The organism is Pseudoalteromonas sp. Ld20 (assembly GCF_045064175.1).
In the GTDB taxonomy this organism is placed as follows: domain Bacteria; phylum Pseudomonadota; class Gammaproteobacteria; order Enterobacterales; family Alteromonadaceae; genus Pseudoalteromonas; species Pseudoalteromonas neustonica.
In genome coordinates, this window is the sequence record NZ_JBISHB010000027.1 from 157,410 (window position 1) to 174,188 (window position 16,779).

Here is a 16,779-nt window from a genome sequence, read left to right on the forward strand (position 1 = left end):
TGCCATTTTTTATTTGCAGCTATTCTCTTGGCATAACTCTTTGAGTTGCACTTTTGCTTTATGGTTATTTTGTTGTGCGGCTTGCTGATACCAATAGATAGCTTGAGTTATATCTTTTGTTACACCTTCACCATCACGATACATTTGCGCAGTATTAAGTTGTCCCCACTGAGAACCTTCCTTACTGGCGAGCAAAAAGCTTTCAAATGCATCTTCAAATAAGCCATCTTTATAATATACGATCCCTTGCTGATTATTCTTATTGAGCTTTACACCTTCATATAAGGGTTTTGGTGTCGGTGGAAACATAACAAACCCACCATATAAACTGTATGCGTATGGGCGAAGTACATTATAAATAGCACCGTCATCGTATAAGCGCTTTACTTCCTTGCGGGGTAAGGTCAGTGTCTTTGATGAAAAGTAATCTTTTTGCACTAATAAGCTAGTGCGCATTGCCATTGTGATTGCTCTATCGCGTTTGTAACGATAATTGCTGATTTGAAAGGTAATAAACTTTTCATCGAACTCGAGTACTTGTGCCACTTTCAAATTTTCTGGACGTAATGGCTCATGCGAAAACTTGTCTGCTTTTACTAAATAGGTATCAAATGCTTGAGGTGAATCTAGAATCATTTTCTTTGTTGTGAGCTCTTCAAGATGTTGTGCGTAAAAATATATACATAAACATATCAGTAAGAGTGAGCCTGCAAAATACTTTACTAATGACAGTTGCTCTAACAATGGCAATTTGATGATTGACACAGGTTCGCTGTGGCGGCAATTAGCACATTGGTATTTATATCGCCATGCCAGTGGCAGGATAGGTAGGATAGTAAAACGTAAAAAGCGACTATGGTTTTTTAATTGATAGTCATTGCTGTTGCACTGTGGGCAGGTTTTTGTTTTGCTGAAGAATGACAGTGAGTTGCTGGTATTAAAAAGTAGCATGTAGTCCTTGGTCCCTTCCTTGTTTTACATAAGTTAAAACAAGGAAGGTGAGAAGCAAAGCTGCAAACTGTAAGAAAATATGTATTATTTTGCAGGTTTTGGTTTGATTGTTGTTCTAGCATCAGCAGCCATAAAAGCAAACACAGCATAAGCGGCCGTATTTTGCTTCAGTTTTTCAGGGTCTACTTTATCAAGTGTGTCATCAGCCGTGTGGTGGTAATCAAAATAATCGGTACCATCTTGGTGTAAATCAAAAATAGGTGCGCTGGTGGCATTTTTCAATGGAATTAAGTCAGGTCCACCGTTAGCGGTATTTTTTGCAATGTATTGAACATTGAGTGGGGCAAGTTGTTTAGCAATAGCACGCACCACCGGGAGTGACTGCGCAGATACATTTGACTCAAAGCCATATACTACATCAGCCCCAAAATCAGATTCAGCTGCGGCAACAATATTATCAAGCTCTTTAGCATGTTGCTTAAAGTAGGCTTTAGCACCCCATAACCCCAGTTCTTCGGCGGCAAATAATACCACGCGGATACTACGCTTAGGGCGCTTTATTTCGCTAATATGTTTTGCTGCTGCCATCGTTAATGCAACACCTGCACCATCATCGAGCGCACCAGTGCCTAAATCCCACGAATCTAGATGACCGCCAATAAGTACATATTGTTCAGGGTTTTGGGTACCATTGAATTGGCCTATCACATTAAAGCCAGTACCTTGACCACGATCTTCATTTTGCACATTGATATTTACAGTAACGTTTTTGCCCAGTGCAATGAGGCGAGCAATTTGGTCGGCATCAGGGTTGGCAATTGTTACGTTAGGGATTTTTGTTACACCGTCTTTATAGTGGCTTCCACCAGTATGTGCAAAGCGGTGATGTGCAGTACTGACTGAGCGCATCATATAACCAATTGCACCTTTTTTAGCGGCTTCAACAGAACCAGTTGAACGTGCACGAACGGCAGGGCCATAACCATTACCATCAATGTCGCGGTTCATACGGTAGTTAATATAAGCAATTTTACCCTTCAAGCTATTTGCTGGGGCTGCGATCAACTCATCAAGGGTTTCAAATAATATAACTTCAGCAGTAATACCGTCTTTTGGTGTGCTCACACTATGACCAAGTGCGGTTAAATGTAGTGTTTGTTCACTCGGGGTAAGAATTTTACCGCTTTCACTGAAGCGGCGCCATTCAGGGAACGTGGCTTCTTCTAGCCATATTTTATCAAAACCCAGCGCTTGAAATTTTTCTTGTGCCCATGCAACGGCTTTTTTATCATTTTCTGTACCAGGAAGGCGTGGGCCTATCTCAGTAGTAAGAGATTCCAGTAATTGATAGCTTAAGTCACTGTTGCTAGCATTTGTTCTGAGCTCTGCTACTTGCTTAAGTTGTTGAGCTGTAAACTCAGGCTCTGCTGCACTTACCAAAAAGCTGCTAGCAAGCAGAACCCCTGTGATGATTTTTTTCATTATTGACCTTGGCTTGTTAGATATTTACCGACTATTTAACCATTAAATGACCGACTTAAAAAATATAATAAGATAAAAAGTAAAAAGCCCGCAGTTTAACGTGCGGGCTTTTTAAAATTACTAACTAATTTAGAAATTAAACTGCGCTGCTAAACGTAAGCTAGTGCCTTCGCCGACCGTTACATTGTTTGTACCACCACCGCCAAGGTAGTTGGTATCAAATAGGTTTTCAACGTTAAGGCGTAAGTTAATATCGGTGTTACTCATAACAAATTTATAAGTTGCACCCACATCTACACGCGTATAAGCGTCTTTGGTAATTGTATTTTTACTATCAGCAAAGCGATCCCCTTCATAAAAAGCACCAGCATTGAACGCAATCGCATCGTTTAATTCGTAGCGAGTCCAAAGTGATGCAGACCATTTAGGTGCATCTGCAGGGCGTTTACCTTGTAATTTAGCATCGCGCTCGTAATTTGCATCTAAATACATGGTTGATGCCATCACAAATAGGCGATCAGTTACCGCCCCTTGTGCTGCAAGTTCAAAGCCTTTATGACGTTGTTCACCAATTTGAGTGGTAATAGTTGTTATATCGCCAATAGCGACAGGTAAATCTTCAGTAACGAGCGTGCCTGTTTTGCTAATGTCGAAAAGTGCACTGCTAAGCATTAAGCGATCATCAAACAATTGCCATTTAATGCCTACTTCTCTTTGCTCAGAGGTAACCGCATCAATCTTCATACCATCATTAATATCATTTTGATTATTAATAGTTTCGTTTTGAGGTTCAAATCCTTCAGAGTAACTAGTATATATCGTCGCTGATTCATTGGGGTGATATAGCACGCCGAATTTAGGTAAGAAAGATTCGTTATTTCTACCTTTCCTCGTTTGTTTATCGTAACGACCACCAAGTGAAACTTGCCACTGTGGTGAGAAAGTAATTAAATCTTGTATATAAATACCGTAGTAATCGTATTCAGTTTCGCTTGTTCTATCTGGTGTTTTATAGCTTATATCAGGTCGAGCAGGCTCATTTTGACCAGCAGTGAAGTTAAAAGAGTCTGCAGAGGTGCGTAATTGGCGGTAAAAGTAGTCAAGTGAATTAGCACCAATTAAAAACTGATGTTCAATGCCCGCAGTTTCAAATTCACCGATAAAATCAACGAATGCGGTGGTAAACTGCCAATCATCATAGCGATCGTACGGGTTTGATTTATAACTGTTTGTTGCCTCATTAAAACTACTTTTACTTGGTGAAGATTCAAAACGTTGGCGTTCAAACGTCTGTTCGTTATAACCAAGGTTTACTTGCCAGTTGTCAGATAAAAACACATTAAAATCAATGCCTAGGTTTTCAACTGTAATATCAGTAAATGCCCAAGACATATCGCGAATTGTTTTATCATCACCAATTACATTGGTATTTTCATCAATCCATGCGCCTGTATCTAGGCCTGCTTTATCATCTGTACGATCATAATGTACGCGTACTAATGCATTATCACTGATATCGTAATCAACCACGAAAGCACCTAAAAAACGGTCGCGTTCGCGGTTTTCGCCATTTTGGTATTCACGCCAGTACTGCACATCTTGTTTTACTAAAATACCACGGGCGCGTAAATCTTCAGCATCAGTGAGCGCACCTGCGGCATCGACCATAAAACGTGTAGAACCATGCTGGTCGACATCGCCACCTGCATTAAAAATTGTTTGTGCAGTTGGCTTTTTTGTCACCATATTAACCAAGCCGCCAGGACCTGATTGACCATATAAAATACTTGATGGTCCTTTAATAACTTCTACTTGCTGTAAAATCTCAATCGGCTGTTGATAGTGAGACCAATGCTGATGACCATCACGTAAGTAACCTGTTGATGAACTTAACCCAAAGCCACGTAAATTAAATACTTCGCGGTTACGTTGTTGTGAGCCAGCGGTTAGGCTGGCATCGTTTGTTAATACTTCGCCCAGTGTTGTGGCTAATTGTTCATTCACAATTGTGTCAGTGATGACGGTGACTGATTGTGCGGTTTCAAGCAATGAAGCTGATGTGCGCATAGCGCCTTTTGCATGGTCTACTTTATAGTCATTGAAGTAAGTACCTTTAACTTCAATTTTTTCTATGTTTTCATCCGTAGTTGAGGCGTGTGCAGCGGTTACAGAGGTAAGCAGTGCAAGATAAAGCGGGCAAAGTTTCATTAAATGGTTCCGGCTGAGTGAGATAAAAAGCGATGCGGTTCTTAATGAAAATAGATTTTATTTACAATGCCTTTATTGATTGATTTATAATAAAGGCCTTAATGGTTGCTATGGCTGATTTCTGCTATCATTAGCGCAACTAGAGGCAGGGCTATTCCTTGCTAATTTATTTTTTGTTTCGGGATTTATTGTGACTGCTACTGCTTTTTCATCACTCGCTTTACCATCAGGTTTGGTTGATAACTTATCTACTTTAGGTTACGCCCACATGACTGCTGTACAAGCTCAAAGTCTTCCTCCAGTACTTGAAGGTAAAGATATTATTGCACAAGCTAAAACGGGGTCAGGTAAAACTGCGGCGTTTAGTTTGGGTGTATTGGCCAAGCTTAATGTTAAGCGCTTTCGTATTCAATCTTTGGTGCTTTGCCCAACGCGTGAATTAGCGGAGCAAGTTGCTGTTGAAATGCGTAAATTAGCACGCGGCATTCATAACATTAAAATACTCACCTTATGTGGTGGTGTATCGATTGGACCGCAAATAGGCTCGCTTGAACACGGCGCGCATATTATTGTTGGTACGCCAGGGCGTGTTGATGATCATATCCGCAAAGGTACGTTACGTTTAGACGACGTAGAAACTTTAGTGCTTGATGAAGCAGATCAAATGCTTGATATGGGCTTTCAAGATACGTTAGATGCAATTATCGAGCGTATACCAAAACAACGTCAAACATTACTATTTAGTGCTACTTTCCCGCGCGCTATTGAAGCAATCGCTAAACGGGTGTTAAGTAACCCTGTAATGGTGAAAGTTGAAGAAGAGCAAGAAAAAAGCACTATCAAACAGTACTTCTATAAAATGGATAATAACAAACAACGTTTTAATACATTAAAATTGTTGTTGTTAAAGTTTCAGCCAGAAAGCTGTGTGGTGTTTTGTAATACCAAAGTTGAAACTCAACAAGTATGTGACGATCTAGCTGATGAAGGGTTTAGTGCAGTTTCATTGCATGGTGATTTAGAGCAGCGAGATCGAGAGCGTACACTTATCCATTTTTCGAATAAAAGCGCGTCAATATTAGTGGCTACAGACGTTGCAGCGCGTGGTTTGGATATTGACGACATGGATATGGTAATTAACTATCACCTTGCTCATGACCCACAAACGCATGTACATCGTATTGGTCGTACTGGCCGTGCGGGTAAAAAAGGTATTGCGTGTTCTATTTACGGTGATGCAGAGCAGTTTAAAGTGGCGCAAATTGGTGACCACTATGAATGCGACTTTTTACCAGAGCAATTACCACCATTTAGCTTACTAGAAAAACCGCCTTACAAGCCTGAAATGGTGACACTGATGATTGATTCAGGTAAAAAGCAGAAGGTCCGTGCAGGTGATATTTTAGGAGCACTAACAGGTAAAGATGGTGTTGCAGGGCGTCAAGTTGGTAAAATTAATGTACTTGATAACGTAGCATTTGTAGCCGTTGAGCGTAACTCTTCAAAACCTGCACTACGTAAATTGACCGAAGGTAATATTAAAGGCCGTAAAATTCGCGCTCGTCGCTTAACGCGTTAATAATTACCCGTTACATATTGTTGAGCAGCTACTCTTTAGCTGCTCGTATTCACTCTTCAATTGTTTAAATTTATCTGCATTGCCGTGTGTTTTATCCGGATGGTATTGTATTGCTAGCTGTCGCCAGCGTTTTTGCACATCTTTTATCTTACTTTGCGGTGGTAATTGCCAGCGTTTTAAAAGCAGTTCTCGGGTTGTTATATCTACTTTTAATGTCGAACCAGTCTTAGTTGTGAAGCTATGCCAAAAGCTATTTAATAACTTTTCTATTTCAACACTGGATGTCTCAAAATTATTCCAGTCAAGGTAGTAAATACGTAGCGGATCAGTTGCATCTAATGCTGAGTGATTAGATGGCGCAGTGATTAATTCAATATGTAAACTGGATATCAGTAATTGCTGCGTTGGCAATACTTGCTGTTGAAGCTGATACAAAGCGTTCATGATTAAAAAGTTACGTTTAAATAAGTCACGTTCAGGAAGAGGGTCTAAATTATCAATGACACCACGGTCTTTTAATTTCAATGCTAAAGTATGAACCATCCACACTTGCTTTGTTAAAATCAATTCAAAAATCTCATCAATCAGAGGGTTAAGCATTGTTTGCAATCTAGTAATTAGTGTATCTTTGACAAACTATCACAGCTTTCACGGCTACAAAAGTTTCAAGGATATAATTATGCCGAGCCAGTTGAAATGCTCATTGCTTATTGGCCTCATGGTCTACATCAGTGTTTTTGCAGTATCGAGTTTTGCAAAGCAACAAAGCAGTATGTTAGAGCAGTTTGATTTGGCTGAAAATTGGCCTCAAAAACAGTTGTTGGCTAGTGAGTTATTATCTTCAGTGCAGCTATCAGATAAACAAAAAAATGCTATTTATTCTGAAATGGCTAAAAATGCTTTTGAAATAAGCGAATACACTCAAGCGCTTCATTACTATAAATTATTGGAGCAAGGCAGCGATTTTAATGATTTACCTGAGTTGCATTTTAGAGCTGTAAAAATGCAGGGTGTGGTGCTGTATTACCAAGGTTTGATGCAACAAGCCGTTATTGATTATAGTCGAGCATTAAGTCTTGCCGTTCGTTTAAATAGCCCTTTAAAACAAGCTAATTTATTGAGTAATATAGGATTATCATATTTCGATATGTATAATATGGAACTAGCCCTTGATTACTATCAGCAAGCTAAAGTTATTTATGAGCAAGATGGCAGTGCACAAGATCAAGCCGACATTTTGCATAATATTGCAGGGGTTTATATTCGTTTATCTCGGTATGATTCAGCATTGGAAATATACCGCAAAGTACTAAGTGTATTTCAAGCGTTGGGCGATGAAGATGGTGTTGCTCAAGTGCACGGTAATATGGGCGTTGCATATGATGAGTCGGGTCAAAATCAACTAGCTCTGCATTACTACCAGTTGGCTTTACGTTATTACCAAAGTACCAATAATGCCTTTCAACTATCTACAAGACATAATAATTTAGCCAACATTAATTTAAAAATAAACGAACTGGATGCTGCATATTATCACTCAAATGCCGCACAAGGATATGCACGACAAATTGATAATAAACAGCTGTTATTAGCCGCTTTGCATGTGTTAGCAAAAATACAGTTGGTCAAAGGTGATATTGATGCTGCAAAGAAAAATTTAGAGCAATCAATAGCGCTGGCGAAACAATACAAAGATGAAATGCGCTTAAGAGATGGCTTAGGAATTGAAGCGTTGTTAAGTGCAAGCTTAGGTGATTTTGGACGAGCGATGCACTTACATGACAAATTTGTAGAGTATCAACGTAGTATGACAAGCGAGGAAATAATTAAAGCCCTAAATGTGTTTCAATCTCAATTTGAATCCAATAAATTGAATCAGGAGATTCAAGATCTGAAGCAAACTAGTCGATTACAAGAGTTAGAGATAGCAAAGCGCTCACAACTCACTATTTTGTTGGCGATAGTATTCGTACTGGTTTTGATCTGCAGTGTTGCTTTATATCGCCGTACAATTGAAAGAAAAGCTAAAGTACAACTAGAAGAGAAAGTTGAAAAGCGTACGCAAGAGTTACGATCTGTTGCTCAAAAATTACAGTCAGCAAATGAAGTGAAAAGCCAATTTTTAGCAAATATTAGCCATGAGATCCGCACTCCTCTAACAGCTATTTTGGGGCAAACTGATGATTTATTAAATGGTTTATATGACACGGAGCAATTAGGTACGGAGTTACTGGTAATTAAAAAGCACAGTGATCATCTCAAAGAGCTCATTAATGATGTGCTTGATCTCAGTAAGATAGAAGCAAATCGTTTAGAGCTGAGTGTTTGTGATTTTGATTTAGTGCAGTTGGTAATGGATGTGTATTCAATGTCTAGTTTGCAAGCGAGAAGCAAGGGTTTGACGCTTACATTGGATAATCAAATTGGTGAGCAGTACTGGGTTAAGCTAGATTTGATGCGAGTAAAGCAAATTTTAATCAACTTACTTAGTAATGCAGTTAAGTTTACTCAACAAGGCTCGGTTACATTACGCATCAATGAAACCGCTTTGGGCGTCCAGTTTGCAGTAATAGATACAGGTATCGGTATTCAGGCTGAGCAGTTAAAGATAGTTTTTGAGTGTTTCCAACAAGGGGATAACACAATCAGTCGACGCTTTGGTGGCTCGGGGCTTGGTTTAAGTTTATCACAACAGTTAGCTATGATGATGGGGGGTTATATCAATGCACAAAGTGAATACGGTAAAGGCAGTGAATTTATGCTTTATTTGCCATGTAAACAATATCTACCAGGCATACCAGTTTCATCATTACCAGTAACCACTACAGCGAAAACATTGGCTGGGAAGGTATTACTTGCTGAAGACCATCCGGATAACCGTCGCTTAATTACACGCTTCTTAAACACCTTAGGGCTAGATGTTATTGCTGTAAGCAATGGTGAAGAAGCTGTTGAACAATGCCTTAGTGAATTTCCCGACGTAGTTTTACTAGATATACAAATGCCAATAATGGATGGCTTAACAGCCTTCGATTTGCTAGAGAAGTGTGGTTTTAATAAACCGGTTTTTGCACTGACAGCCAATGCAATGAGCCATGAAATTGCAGATTATCTGGCCTTAGGTTTTTCGGGGTATTTAAGTAAACCCCTAGATAAAGAAGATTTTTACACTAAACTTAGCGAGCACTTAAGTGTGTTACCAGCTTCAAAAGAAATGGCTATCGATATCGATGTTAGTGATCTAATCAGAAGTTTTGTAGCCAGCTTTGATGATGAAGTAAATGCATTAAAAGATCACTATCAGCAAGGTGACCTGTCTGCTTTGCAACAAGATAGTCATCGGATCCTTGGTGCAGCACAAATGTTCGCATTAGATAGTGTCATTCAACCAGCATTATTATTGGATAAGGCATTGTTAAACAGTACCGAAGCCGAAAATAATACAGGGTTAACAGAATTAGTTGAGTCATTAATCCATGAGTTAGAGCAGTTTAAGGTTTAGAATAACTCTATATCATTTGTTGGTGCGGTCGTGTTTTGGTTGCTACTGGAGGTGTTTTCGTTGCGTCTAGCGCTATCATTACGTTGAGTGTTATCAATAATGCCCTCGCTAACATGAAATAACCCCAACTTTTCATGTAGGCTTTTTGCTAAATTTCGAAGATCTTCACTGGAAACCGATTGGATCAATGTGCTCGAAAGTGCATCCGAATTTAGCTCCACCATTGCTTCAATGTTTGACTGGGCTTCATCGGACATTATTTTTTGTTGAGCAACTTGATGGTTAATTTTTTCTGATAGTGCGTTGATGGCCAGCATAGCTTGTTCAATGGTATTAATCTCGTTACTTGTTGCATGCGATAGCTTAACGGTTTGTTGTGCTTCAGTTAGTGCATTGCGCATCAAAGTGTCAGCACGATCAGTGCTTTCTTGAATTTTCCCCACCATAGTACGAACCTCTTGTGTGGAATTACTTGTTCGTGCTGCTAAATTACGTACTTCATCAGCGACAACAGCGAAGCCTCGGCCTTGCTCGCCAGCACGGGCCGCTTCAATTGCAGCATTGAGAGCTAGTAGATTTGTTTGTTCTGCAATTGCATTTATTACTTCAATCACTGAGCCTATATTATCGCTGTCTTGTTTTAAGACTTTCATATGTTCACTTGTTTGCTCTATATTTGTAGCTAATTTTGATAAGCTTGCTTGGCTATTATCGCTATCAATACGCGTCTGTTGAACTGATTGAGTTGCAGAGGCGACAGAGGTGTAAATAAGTTCAACATCACCTTCTAGCTCTCTGGATATACGTATAGTGTGCTCTATAGTTGTGGCTAATTCTTCACCATGTGCATGTTGAATACTGGCTTTTTGGGTCATTGAAGCATAAGTATCTCGTAATGCATCTGCCATAGGGAGTAAGCGCGATGAAGTACAATATATCTCATGAAACATATGCTCTATGGTGGTTAAACTTGCATTGAGTGCAAAGCATGATTTTGGGGTGATATTAGGTTTTTCGTCAAAACGAAAAGTGAAATTTATATAATCACTGGTGATTAAATTTTCGACTAGGTTATCTAAGTGCGGAGTTGGTAACACAACATTTTTATAAATGAGTAAGGTCGTGCCATTACCTACCATTATTATAAATAATAAGCTCAAAAGTGCAGAGAGTTGTAGGTCAAAAAAGTAGCATATTAGACACGTACCAAGTATTAAAAAGCCAGTTAGAATTAAAATACTTTTAGTTATTGTCATCCGTTACACCTTAAGATCTTAATTTTGTCAGATAAAATAATGTATTTAATCGCCCCTAGGAAGAACTCTTTGGGCAGCGCATGTTTGGCATTTATACTGCATTATCGCCTATTTATGGGGAATAACCACACACCATAGGCGCTGCCCTGCCTAAATACCAAGCACACCGCTGCAAAATTAATCACGAAAGGTCAACACGCCCTAGCAGAGCAGCAATCATTTCATATGATTTTATTTTGCATACTAATTAAGTTATAGAGTAAAGCATAGAGTAAGACAAATAATCATTGGTAGGTTGGTAAATAAGAGAAAAAAAAGCCCGTTTTAAACGGGCTTTTTTAATATGAATAGTTTTACTGACGTCTCATTGAGTCAAAAAATTCATCATTGGTTTTGCTCATAGAAAGTTTATCAATTAAAAATTCCATAGCATCAATTTCAGACATTTCATGTACGATTTTACGTAAAATCCACATTTTTTGTAGTTCATCTGTCTTCGTCAGTAATTCTTCACGACGAGTACCTGAACGATTGAAGTCAATTGCAGGGAATACACGCTTTTCAGCAATCTTACGATTTAAGTGCAGTTCCATATTACCGGTACCTTTAAACTCTTCGTAGATAACTTCATCCATCTTAGAGCCGGTATCGATAAGGGCAGTTGCGATAATTGTTAAACTACCACCTTCTTCAACGTTACGTGCAGCGCCAAAGAAACGCTTTGGCTTGTGCAATGCGTTAGCATCAACACCACCGGTGAGTACCTTACCTGATGAAGGAATTACGGTGTTATAAGCACGCGCTAAACGAGTGATTGAATCTAGTAAGATGATGACATCTTTTTTATGTTCAACTAAACGTTTTGCTTTTTCAATTACCATTTCAGCAACTTGAACGTGACGGCTCGCAGGCTCATCGAACGTAGATGCAATTACTTCGCCTTTTACAAGACGCTGCATCTCAGTTACTTCTTCTGGACGCTCATCGATTAGTAATACCATCAACGTTGCATCAGGGTGATTATGGGTAATTGATTGCGCGATATTTTGCAGTAGCATTGTTTTACCCGCTTTTGGCGGTGCTACTAATAAACCACGTTGACCACGGCCGATAGGTGAGGCTAAATCAAGTACTCGAGCAGTAATATCTTCAGTACTACCATTACCACGCTCCATACGTAAACGTTCGTTAGCATGAAGTGGTGTTAGATTTTCAAAAAGAATTTTAGTGCGAGAATTTTCTGGTCTATCAAAATTTACTTCGTTTACTTTTAGTAGTGCAAAGTAACGTTCACCGTCTTTAGGTGGACGTATGAGACCCATTATAGAGTCACCAGTACGCATACTAAAACGACGAATTTGGCTAGGTGATATATAAATGTCATCAGGACCAGCAAGGTAAGAGGCTTCTGATGATCTTAAGAAACCAAAACCATCCTGTAAGATTTCTAGTACACCACCGCCAAAAATGTTCTCTCCACTTTTGGCGTGGGCTTTAAGGATAGCAAAGATTATATCTTGCTTTCTTAAGCGGGCTACGTTTTCGAGCCCCATGGACTCAGCTAAGTCTACAAGCTCTTTAATCGACTTGTCTTTTAATTCGCGTAAATGCATATTGGTGGGTTCTTTATTACAGTTATCATGCTCATATAATCGATATTAATTAATGAGAGAGGTTCGTTGGTAAACTAAGGATTAGTTGGCTTTATAAACTAGCAGCTCACTGGCGTAGCGTCCAGTCTTTATACAAAAAAAATCTAAAAAAGGGCATTTGCCCTTTTTTAGATTCAATATTAGATGTTATTTTCTAAAAACTCAATTAACTGAGTTTTAGATAATGCACCAACTTTAGTTGCTGCAACTTGGCCATCTTTAAAAAGTAATAATGTAGGGATACCACGAATACCGAACTTAGGTGGTGTGCCAGCATTCTGATCGATATTTAATTTACCGATAACAACACGGCCGTCAAATTCGTCAGCTACTTCATTAAGAATAGGGGCGATCATTTTACAAGGTCCGCACCATTCTGCCCAAAAATCAACCAGTACAGGTTTGTCTGATTGTAGTACGTCAGCTTCAAAGCCATCGTCAGTTAATTGAATTATTTTCTCGCTCATTGCGCTCTCCGATAAGTTAGGCGAATTTATTTAATGCGTATTTAAACACTCTTGTTTCTTATTGCAAGTTTAAACGTTATGCTTAAACGCTATGACTAAGACACATTTGACCGATAAAAAGTTTTCAGACTTTGCTATTGCACCGGAAGTGGTTGCCGGGTTAACCGAAAGTGGGTTTGAATATTGCACACCCATTCAAGCTAAATGCCTACCTTTTATTTGTGATGGCCGTGATATTGCGGGTCAAGCACAAACAGGTACAGGCAAAACGTTGGCGTTTTTAACAGCCACGTGCCATCGGTTATTACAATCTAGCAAAGCACCTAGTAAACATCCAAGAGCCCTGATCATGGCCCCAACTCGGGAGCTTGCGATTCAGATCCACAAAGATGCAAAAATTTTAGCGCCACACTGTAATCTTAACTTAGGTTTAGTATATGGTGGCGAAGATTACGAAAAACAACGTGCACAGTTAGAAAAAGGCGTTGATATTTTAATTGGCACCACAGGGCGCTTAATCGATTTATATAAACAAGGGTGTTATACCCTCAATGAAATCGAAGTAGTGGTACTTGATGAAGCCGATCGTATGTTTGATTTGGGTTTTATTAAAGATATTCGTTACATGTTTCGCCGTATGCCGGATACATCGCAACGCCTTAATTTATTGTTTTCTGCAACACTTTCATATCGTGTTCAAGAGCTGGCGTTTGAGCACATGACAAACCCAGAGCATGTACAAGTTGAGCCAGATGTAAAAACGGGCAAGCGAATCAGTGAAGAGTTATTTCAGCCATCTCAAGAAGACAAAGTTAAGCTGTTATTAACCTTGATTGAAGAAGAATGGCCTGAAAAAGCGATTGTTTTTGCTAATACCAAGCATAGTTGTGAAACAGTGTACGCATGGTTAAAAGAAGATGGACATCGTGTTGGTATGCTTACCGGTGATGTAAATCAGAAAAAGCGCCAATCAATTTTAGCGCAGTTCACTAAAGGTGATCTAGATTTTCTAGTAGCAACGGATGTTGCAGCACGAGGATTACATATCCCTGAAGTGAGTCATGTATTTAACTTTGACTTACCAGATGATTGTGAAGATTACGTACATCGTATTGGTCGTACTGGTCGTGCAGGCGCATCAGGTAAAGCGATTAGTTTTGCATGTGAACAATACGCGTACAACCTTCATGAAATTGAAGAATATATAGAACATAGCATTCCTTTATCGCATTACGATAAAAGTGCATTGCTTGATGATTTAACAAAACCTACTATTCAAAGAAAGCGTAACTATTCAACAGGTCCTCGTAATCGTAATAATAACAGCGGACGTAGACCTAATAATAATTACCAAAAAGCACGGTCGTAATTACGACCGTCATTATAGTCGTAGTAGTAACTAGAGGTTTTTGAACGGTGGGGCAACTTAAACCGCAAAAAAATGTTTACGCAGTAATTGATTTGGGATCAAATAGCTTTCATATGCTGATTGCTAAATCAATTGCTGGCGGCTTACAAACCATAGGCCGGGTTAAACGCAAAGTCAGATTAGCTGCTGGGCTTAATGACGATAATTTACTGAGCACGCAAGCAATGCAGCGAGGCTGGGAATGTCTTGCCTTATTTGCTGAGCGTCTACAGGATATCCCTAAAAAAAATATTACAATTGTTGCCACAGCTACTTTACGCTTAGCAACAAATGCTGATGTATTTAGAATTAAAGCAGAGCAAATTCTTGGCCATAAAATTAACGTTATCAGTGGTGAGTTAGAGGCGCGAACTATTTACAAAGGTGTCGCGCATACTTCTTCTTGTAGTGGTCGTCAGTTAGTGATCGATATTGGCGGTGCGAGCACTGAAGTTGTAATTGGTAAAGGTTTTGATGCACTGCATTATAAAAGCCTAAATATGGGTTGCGTTACCTACCTTGAACGCTACTTCAAAGATTGTCAGCTAAATGAAATCAATTTTAATGCAGCAATAAAAGCCGCGCGTCTCGTGATTGATGAAATAGCATCTGATTATAAGAGCGCTGGGTGGGAAATTGCCTCTGGGGCTTCTGGTACAGTGCAAGCGATCCAAGAAATTATGGTCGCGCAATCTTTAGATGAATTACTGAGTCTAGACAAACTCAATGCTATTAAAGAGCAATCAATTACCTATAAAACTATTGCCGCATTAGATTTGCCAGGCTTAAGTGAAGAACGCAGATTAGTCTTTGTTTCTGGGCTAGCAATTTTGATTGCTTTATTTGAGTCGCTTGAAATTGACAAAATGGGACTTGCCGGAGGAGCACTCCGAGAAGGCGTCTTGTATAGCATGATCCCTGAGTTTCATAACCATAACATTCGTAAGCGTACTATTGATGGTTTAATGGCGCGTTATCATGTAGACCAAAAACAAGCTAATCGTGTAGCAGATCTTTCCAGCCAGCTAGCGCTTCAAGTTAGTGAGCAATGGACACTACTAGATACAAGCGGATTGCCTTTGCTCAAAGCGATTGCACAATTACATGAAATTGGATTATTAATAGAGTACAAGCAATATCAGCAACACACCGCTTATATTCTTGAAAATACTGAGATGCCAGGGTTCTCACAATCAGAACATAAGATAATAGTGGCGACTGCAAATGCACATCGTTCGGATCTGCAAAAAAATGGTTTTGATTATTTAGGTTGTCATGCCCAGTTAACTCAATACGTAACACGTTTAATAAGAATTGCAGTGATTCTATCAATGCGTCGTCAAGATGATGTGCTACCAAAACTTACCTTAATTGCTAATAATGAGGCTTTAACACTATCATTTGAAAATGATTGGTTAAAAGCACACCCTTTAATGGCAAGTGAGCTTCAACAAGAGTCTAAACAGCAAGAAAAGGCAGGTTGGAAGTTTATAGTTAAGTAGATAAAAGGGCTATAAAGCCCTTTTATAGTATTAAAAACCGCCTTTCTGTACTAATTTCACTCGAACAACCAATTAAATCAAAAAAGTTCAAAAAAAGTGTTGATCTGTTTTTGGATCTCCCTATAATGCGACCCCACTGAGACGGGAAACGCCAACGCATAGCGAGGCACGGACTTATCAGAGAGTTAAATAAAACTTCAGTTTTAAATATTCCAAAAGAAAATTTAAAGCAAAGTGTTGACTCGAAAAATAAAGGGTGTATTATTCGCATCCCTTGAGTCGCTAAAGCGAATCAAAACGTTCTTTAACAATATAAAGCAATCATCTGTGTGGGCACTCGTACAGATTGAGTTCTAACAGCCGAACTTAACTTTCTTTTTAGATAGGTAAGCAAGGCAAATAAATTTAGAGTCTCAATGTGATTTCTCGAAAGAGAAACTGAGTGACCAACAGAATAGTTATTTTTAATAATTATTCAGCACAGTCAATTCAATATCGAAAGATATTAAATAAATTCAGAATTCATTGAGCAGGTTCTTCATTCTTTATTGGATGAGAACAGAAAAAACTTTTAATTGAAGAGTTTGATCATGGCTCAGATTGAACGCTGGCGGCAGGCCTAACACATGCAAGTCGAGCGGTAACAGAGAGTAGCTTGCTACTTTGCTGACGAGCGGCGGACGGGTGAGTAATGCTTGGGAATATGCCTTTTGGTGGGGGACAACAGTTGGAAACGACTGCTAATACCGCATGATGTCTACGGACCAAAGTG

At 39.2% G+C, this 16,779-nt stretch carries 11 protein-coding genes and 1 rRNA gene; 5 read left to right on the forward strand and 7 right to left on the reverse strand.

The window, feature by feature from the left end; genetic code table 11:
- Positions 1 to 9 precede the first annotated feature (9 nt).
- The 3 genes from ACJJVX_RS04830 to ACJJVX_RS04840 form a co-directional block, all read right to left on the reverse strand.
- Entirely contained in the window at positions 10 to 951 is a 942-nt protein-coding gene (locus ACJJVX_RS04830) for a tetratricopeptide repeat protein (RefSeq protein ID WP_054205219.1), read from the reverse strand.
- An 84-nt stretch (positions 952 to 1,035) separates the two neighbouring features.
- On the reverse strand, positions 1,036 to 2,433 hold the full coding sequence (locus ACJJVX_RS04835; RefSeq protein WP_405630439.1) for a M20/M25/M40 family metallo-hydrolase: 1,398 nt from the start codon (positions 2,431 to 2,433) through the stop codon (positions 1,036 to 1,038).
- Positions 2,434 to 2,562: 129 nt separating this feature from the next.
- Positions 2,563 to 4,641 carry a TonB-dependent siderophore receptor gene (locus ACJJVX_RS04840; RefSeq protein WP_405630441.1) on the reverse strand — a complete coding sequence of 693 codons (2,079 nt, stop codon included), beginning with the start codon at positions 4,639 to 4,641 and terminating at the stop codon, positions 2,563 to 2,565.
- Positions 4,642 to 4,831: 190 nt separating this feature from the next.
- Here ACJJVX_RS04840 and dbpA point away from each other — a divergent pair, with 190 nt between their 5' ends.
- Positions 4,832 to 6,220: an ATP-dependent RNA helicase DbpA gene (dbpA, locus tag ACJJVX_RS04845; protein WP_054205216.1), complete on the forward strand. Its 1,389-nt coding sequence runs from the start codon at positions 4,832 to 4,834 to the stop codon at positions 6,218 to 6,220.
- A 3-nt stretch (positions 6,221 to 6,223) separates the two neighbouring features.
- On the opposite strand, the gene ACJJVX_RS04850 is transcribed toward dbpA, so the two are convergent.
- Positions 6,224 to 6,820 carry a DNA-J related domain-containing protein gene (locus tag ACJJVX_RS04850; RefSeq protein ID WP_054205215.1) on the reverse strand — a complete coding sequence of 199 codons (597 nt, stop codon included), beginning with the start codon at positions 6,818 to 6,820 and terminating at the stop codon, positions 6,224 to 6,226.
- A 79-nt stretch (positions 6,821 to 6,899) separates the two neighbouring features.
- Here ACJJVX_RS04850 and ACJJVX_RS04855 point away from each other — a divergent pair, with 79 nt between their 5' ends.
- Positions 6,900 to 9,722 (forward strand): ATP-binding protein, encoded by a 2,823-nt coding sequence (locus ACJJVX_RS04855; RefSeq protein WP_405630443.1) that lies wholly within the window; start codon positions 6,900 to 6,902, stop codon positions 9,720 to 9,722.
- On the opposite strand, the gene ACJJVX_RS04860 is transcribed toward ACJJVX_RS04855, so the two are convergent.
- The 3 genes from ACJJVX_RS04860 to trxA all read right to left on the reverse strand — a co-directional run bounded on the left by ACJJVX_RS04860 (position 9,719) and on the right by trxA (position 13,097).
- Positions 9,719 to 10,978 carry a methyl-accepting chemotaxis protein gene (locus ACJJVX_RS04860; RefSeq protein ID WP_054205213.1) on the reverse strand — a complete coding sequence of 420 codons (1,260 nt, stop codon included), beginning with the start codon at positions 10,976 to 10,978 and terminating at the stop codon, positions 9,719 to 9,721. The genes ACJJVX_RS04855 and ACJJVX_RS04860 overlap by 4 nt on opposite strands.
- Positions 10,979 to 11,331: 353 nt before the next feature.
- Complete coding sequence (gene rho, locus ACJJVX_RS04865) at positions 11,332 to 12,591, reverse strand: transcription termination factor Rho (protein ID WP_054205212.1); 1,260 nt, start codon at positions 12,589 to 12,591, stop codon at positions 11,332 to 11,334.
- A gap of 179 nt (positions 12,592 to 12,770) precedes the next feature.
- Positions 12,771 to 13,097: a thioredoxin TrxA gene (trxA, locus tag ACJJVX_RS04870; protein WP_054205211.1), complete on the reverse strand. Its 327-nt coding sequence runs from the start codon at positions 13,095 to 13,097 to the stop codon at positions 12,771 to 12,773.
- 91 nt (positions 13,098 to 13,188) lie between these two features.
- On the opposite strand from trxA, the gene rhlB reads away from it, so the two are divergent.
- From rhlB to ACJJVX_RS04885, 3 genes are all read left to right on the forward strand, one after another.
- Positions 13,189 to 14,466 carry an ATP-dependent RNA helicase RhlB gene (gene rhlB, locus ACJJVX_RS04875; protein WP_054205210.1) on the forward strand — a complete coding sequence of 426 codons (1,278 nt, stop codon included), beginning with the start codon at positions 13,189 to 13,191 and terminating at the stop codon, positions 14,464 to 14,466.
- A 47-nt stretch (positions 14,467 to 14,513) separates the two neighbouring features.
- Complete coding sequence (gene gppA, locus ACJJVX_RS04880) at positions 14,514 to 16,007, forward strand: guanosine-5'-triphosphate,3'-diphosphate diphosphatase (RefSeq protein ID WP_054454394.1); 1,494 nt, start codon at positions 14,514 to 14,516, stop codon at positions 16,005 to 16,007.
- Between the two features lie 572 nt (positions 16,008 to 16,579).
- Positions 16,580 to 16,779: ribosomal RNA gene (locus ACJJVX_RS04885) — 16S ribosomal RNA — on the forward strand; the annotation flags it as partial.

Bases quoted from the DNA above. Each gene is read 5' to 3' on its own strand.
- ACJJVX_RS04830 (WP_054205219.1), bottom strand. From the start codon at position 951: ATGCTACTTTTTAATACCAGCAACTCACTGTCATTCTTCAGCAAAACA.
- ACJJVX_RS04835 (WP_405630439.1), bottom strand. From the start codon at position 2,433: ATGAAAAAAATCATCACAGGGGTTCTGCTTGCTAGCAGCTTTTTGGTA.
- ACJJVX_RS04840 (WP_405630441.1), bottom strand. From the start codon at position 4,641: ATGAAACTTTGCCCGCTTTATCTTGCACTGCTTACCTCTGTAACCGCT.
- ACJJVX_RS04850 (WP_054205215.1), bottom strand. From the start codon at position 6,820: ATGCTTAACCCTCTGATTGATGAGATTTTTGAATTGATTTTAACAAAG.
- ACJJVX_RS04855 (WP_405630443.1), top strand. From the start codon at position 6,900: ATGCCGAGCCAGTTGAAATGCTCATTGCTTATTGGCCTCATGGTCTAC.
- ACJJVX_RS04860 (WP_054205213.1), bottom strand. From the start codon at position 10,978: ATGACAATAACTAAAAGTATTTTAATTCTAACTGGCTTTTTAATACTT.
- rho (WP_054205212.1), bottom strand. From the start codon at position 12,591: ATGCATTTACGCGAATTAAAAGACAAGTCGATTAAAGAGCTTGTAGAC.
- trxA (WP_054205211.1), bottom strand. From the start codon at position 13,097: ATGAGCGAGAAAATAATTCAATTAACTGACGATGGCTTTGAAGCTGAC.
- rhlB (WP_054205210.1), top strand. From the start codon at position 13,189: ATGACTAAGACACATTTGACCGATAAAAAGTTTTCAGACTTTGCTATT.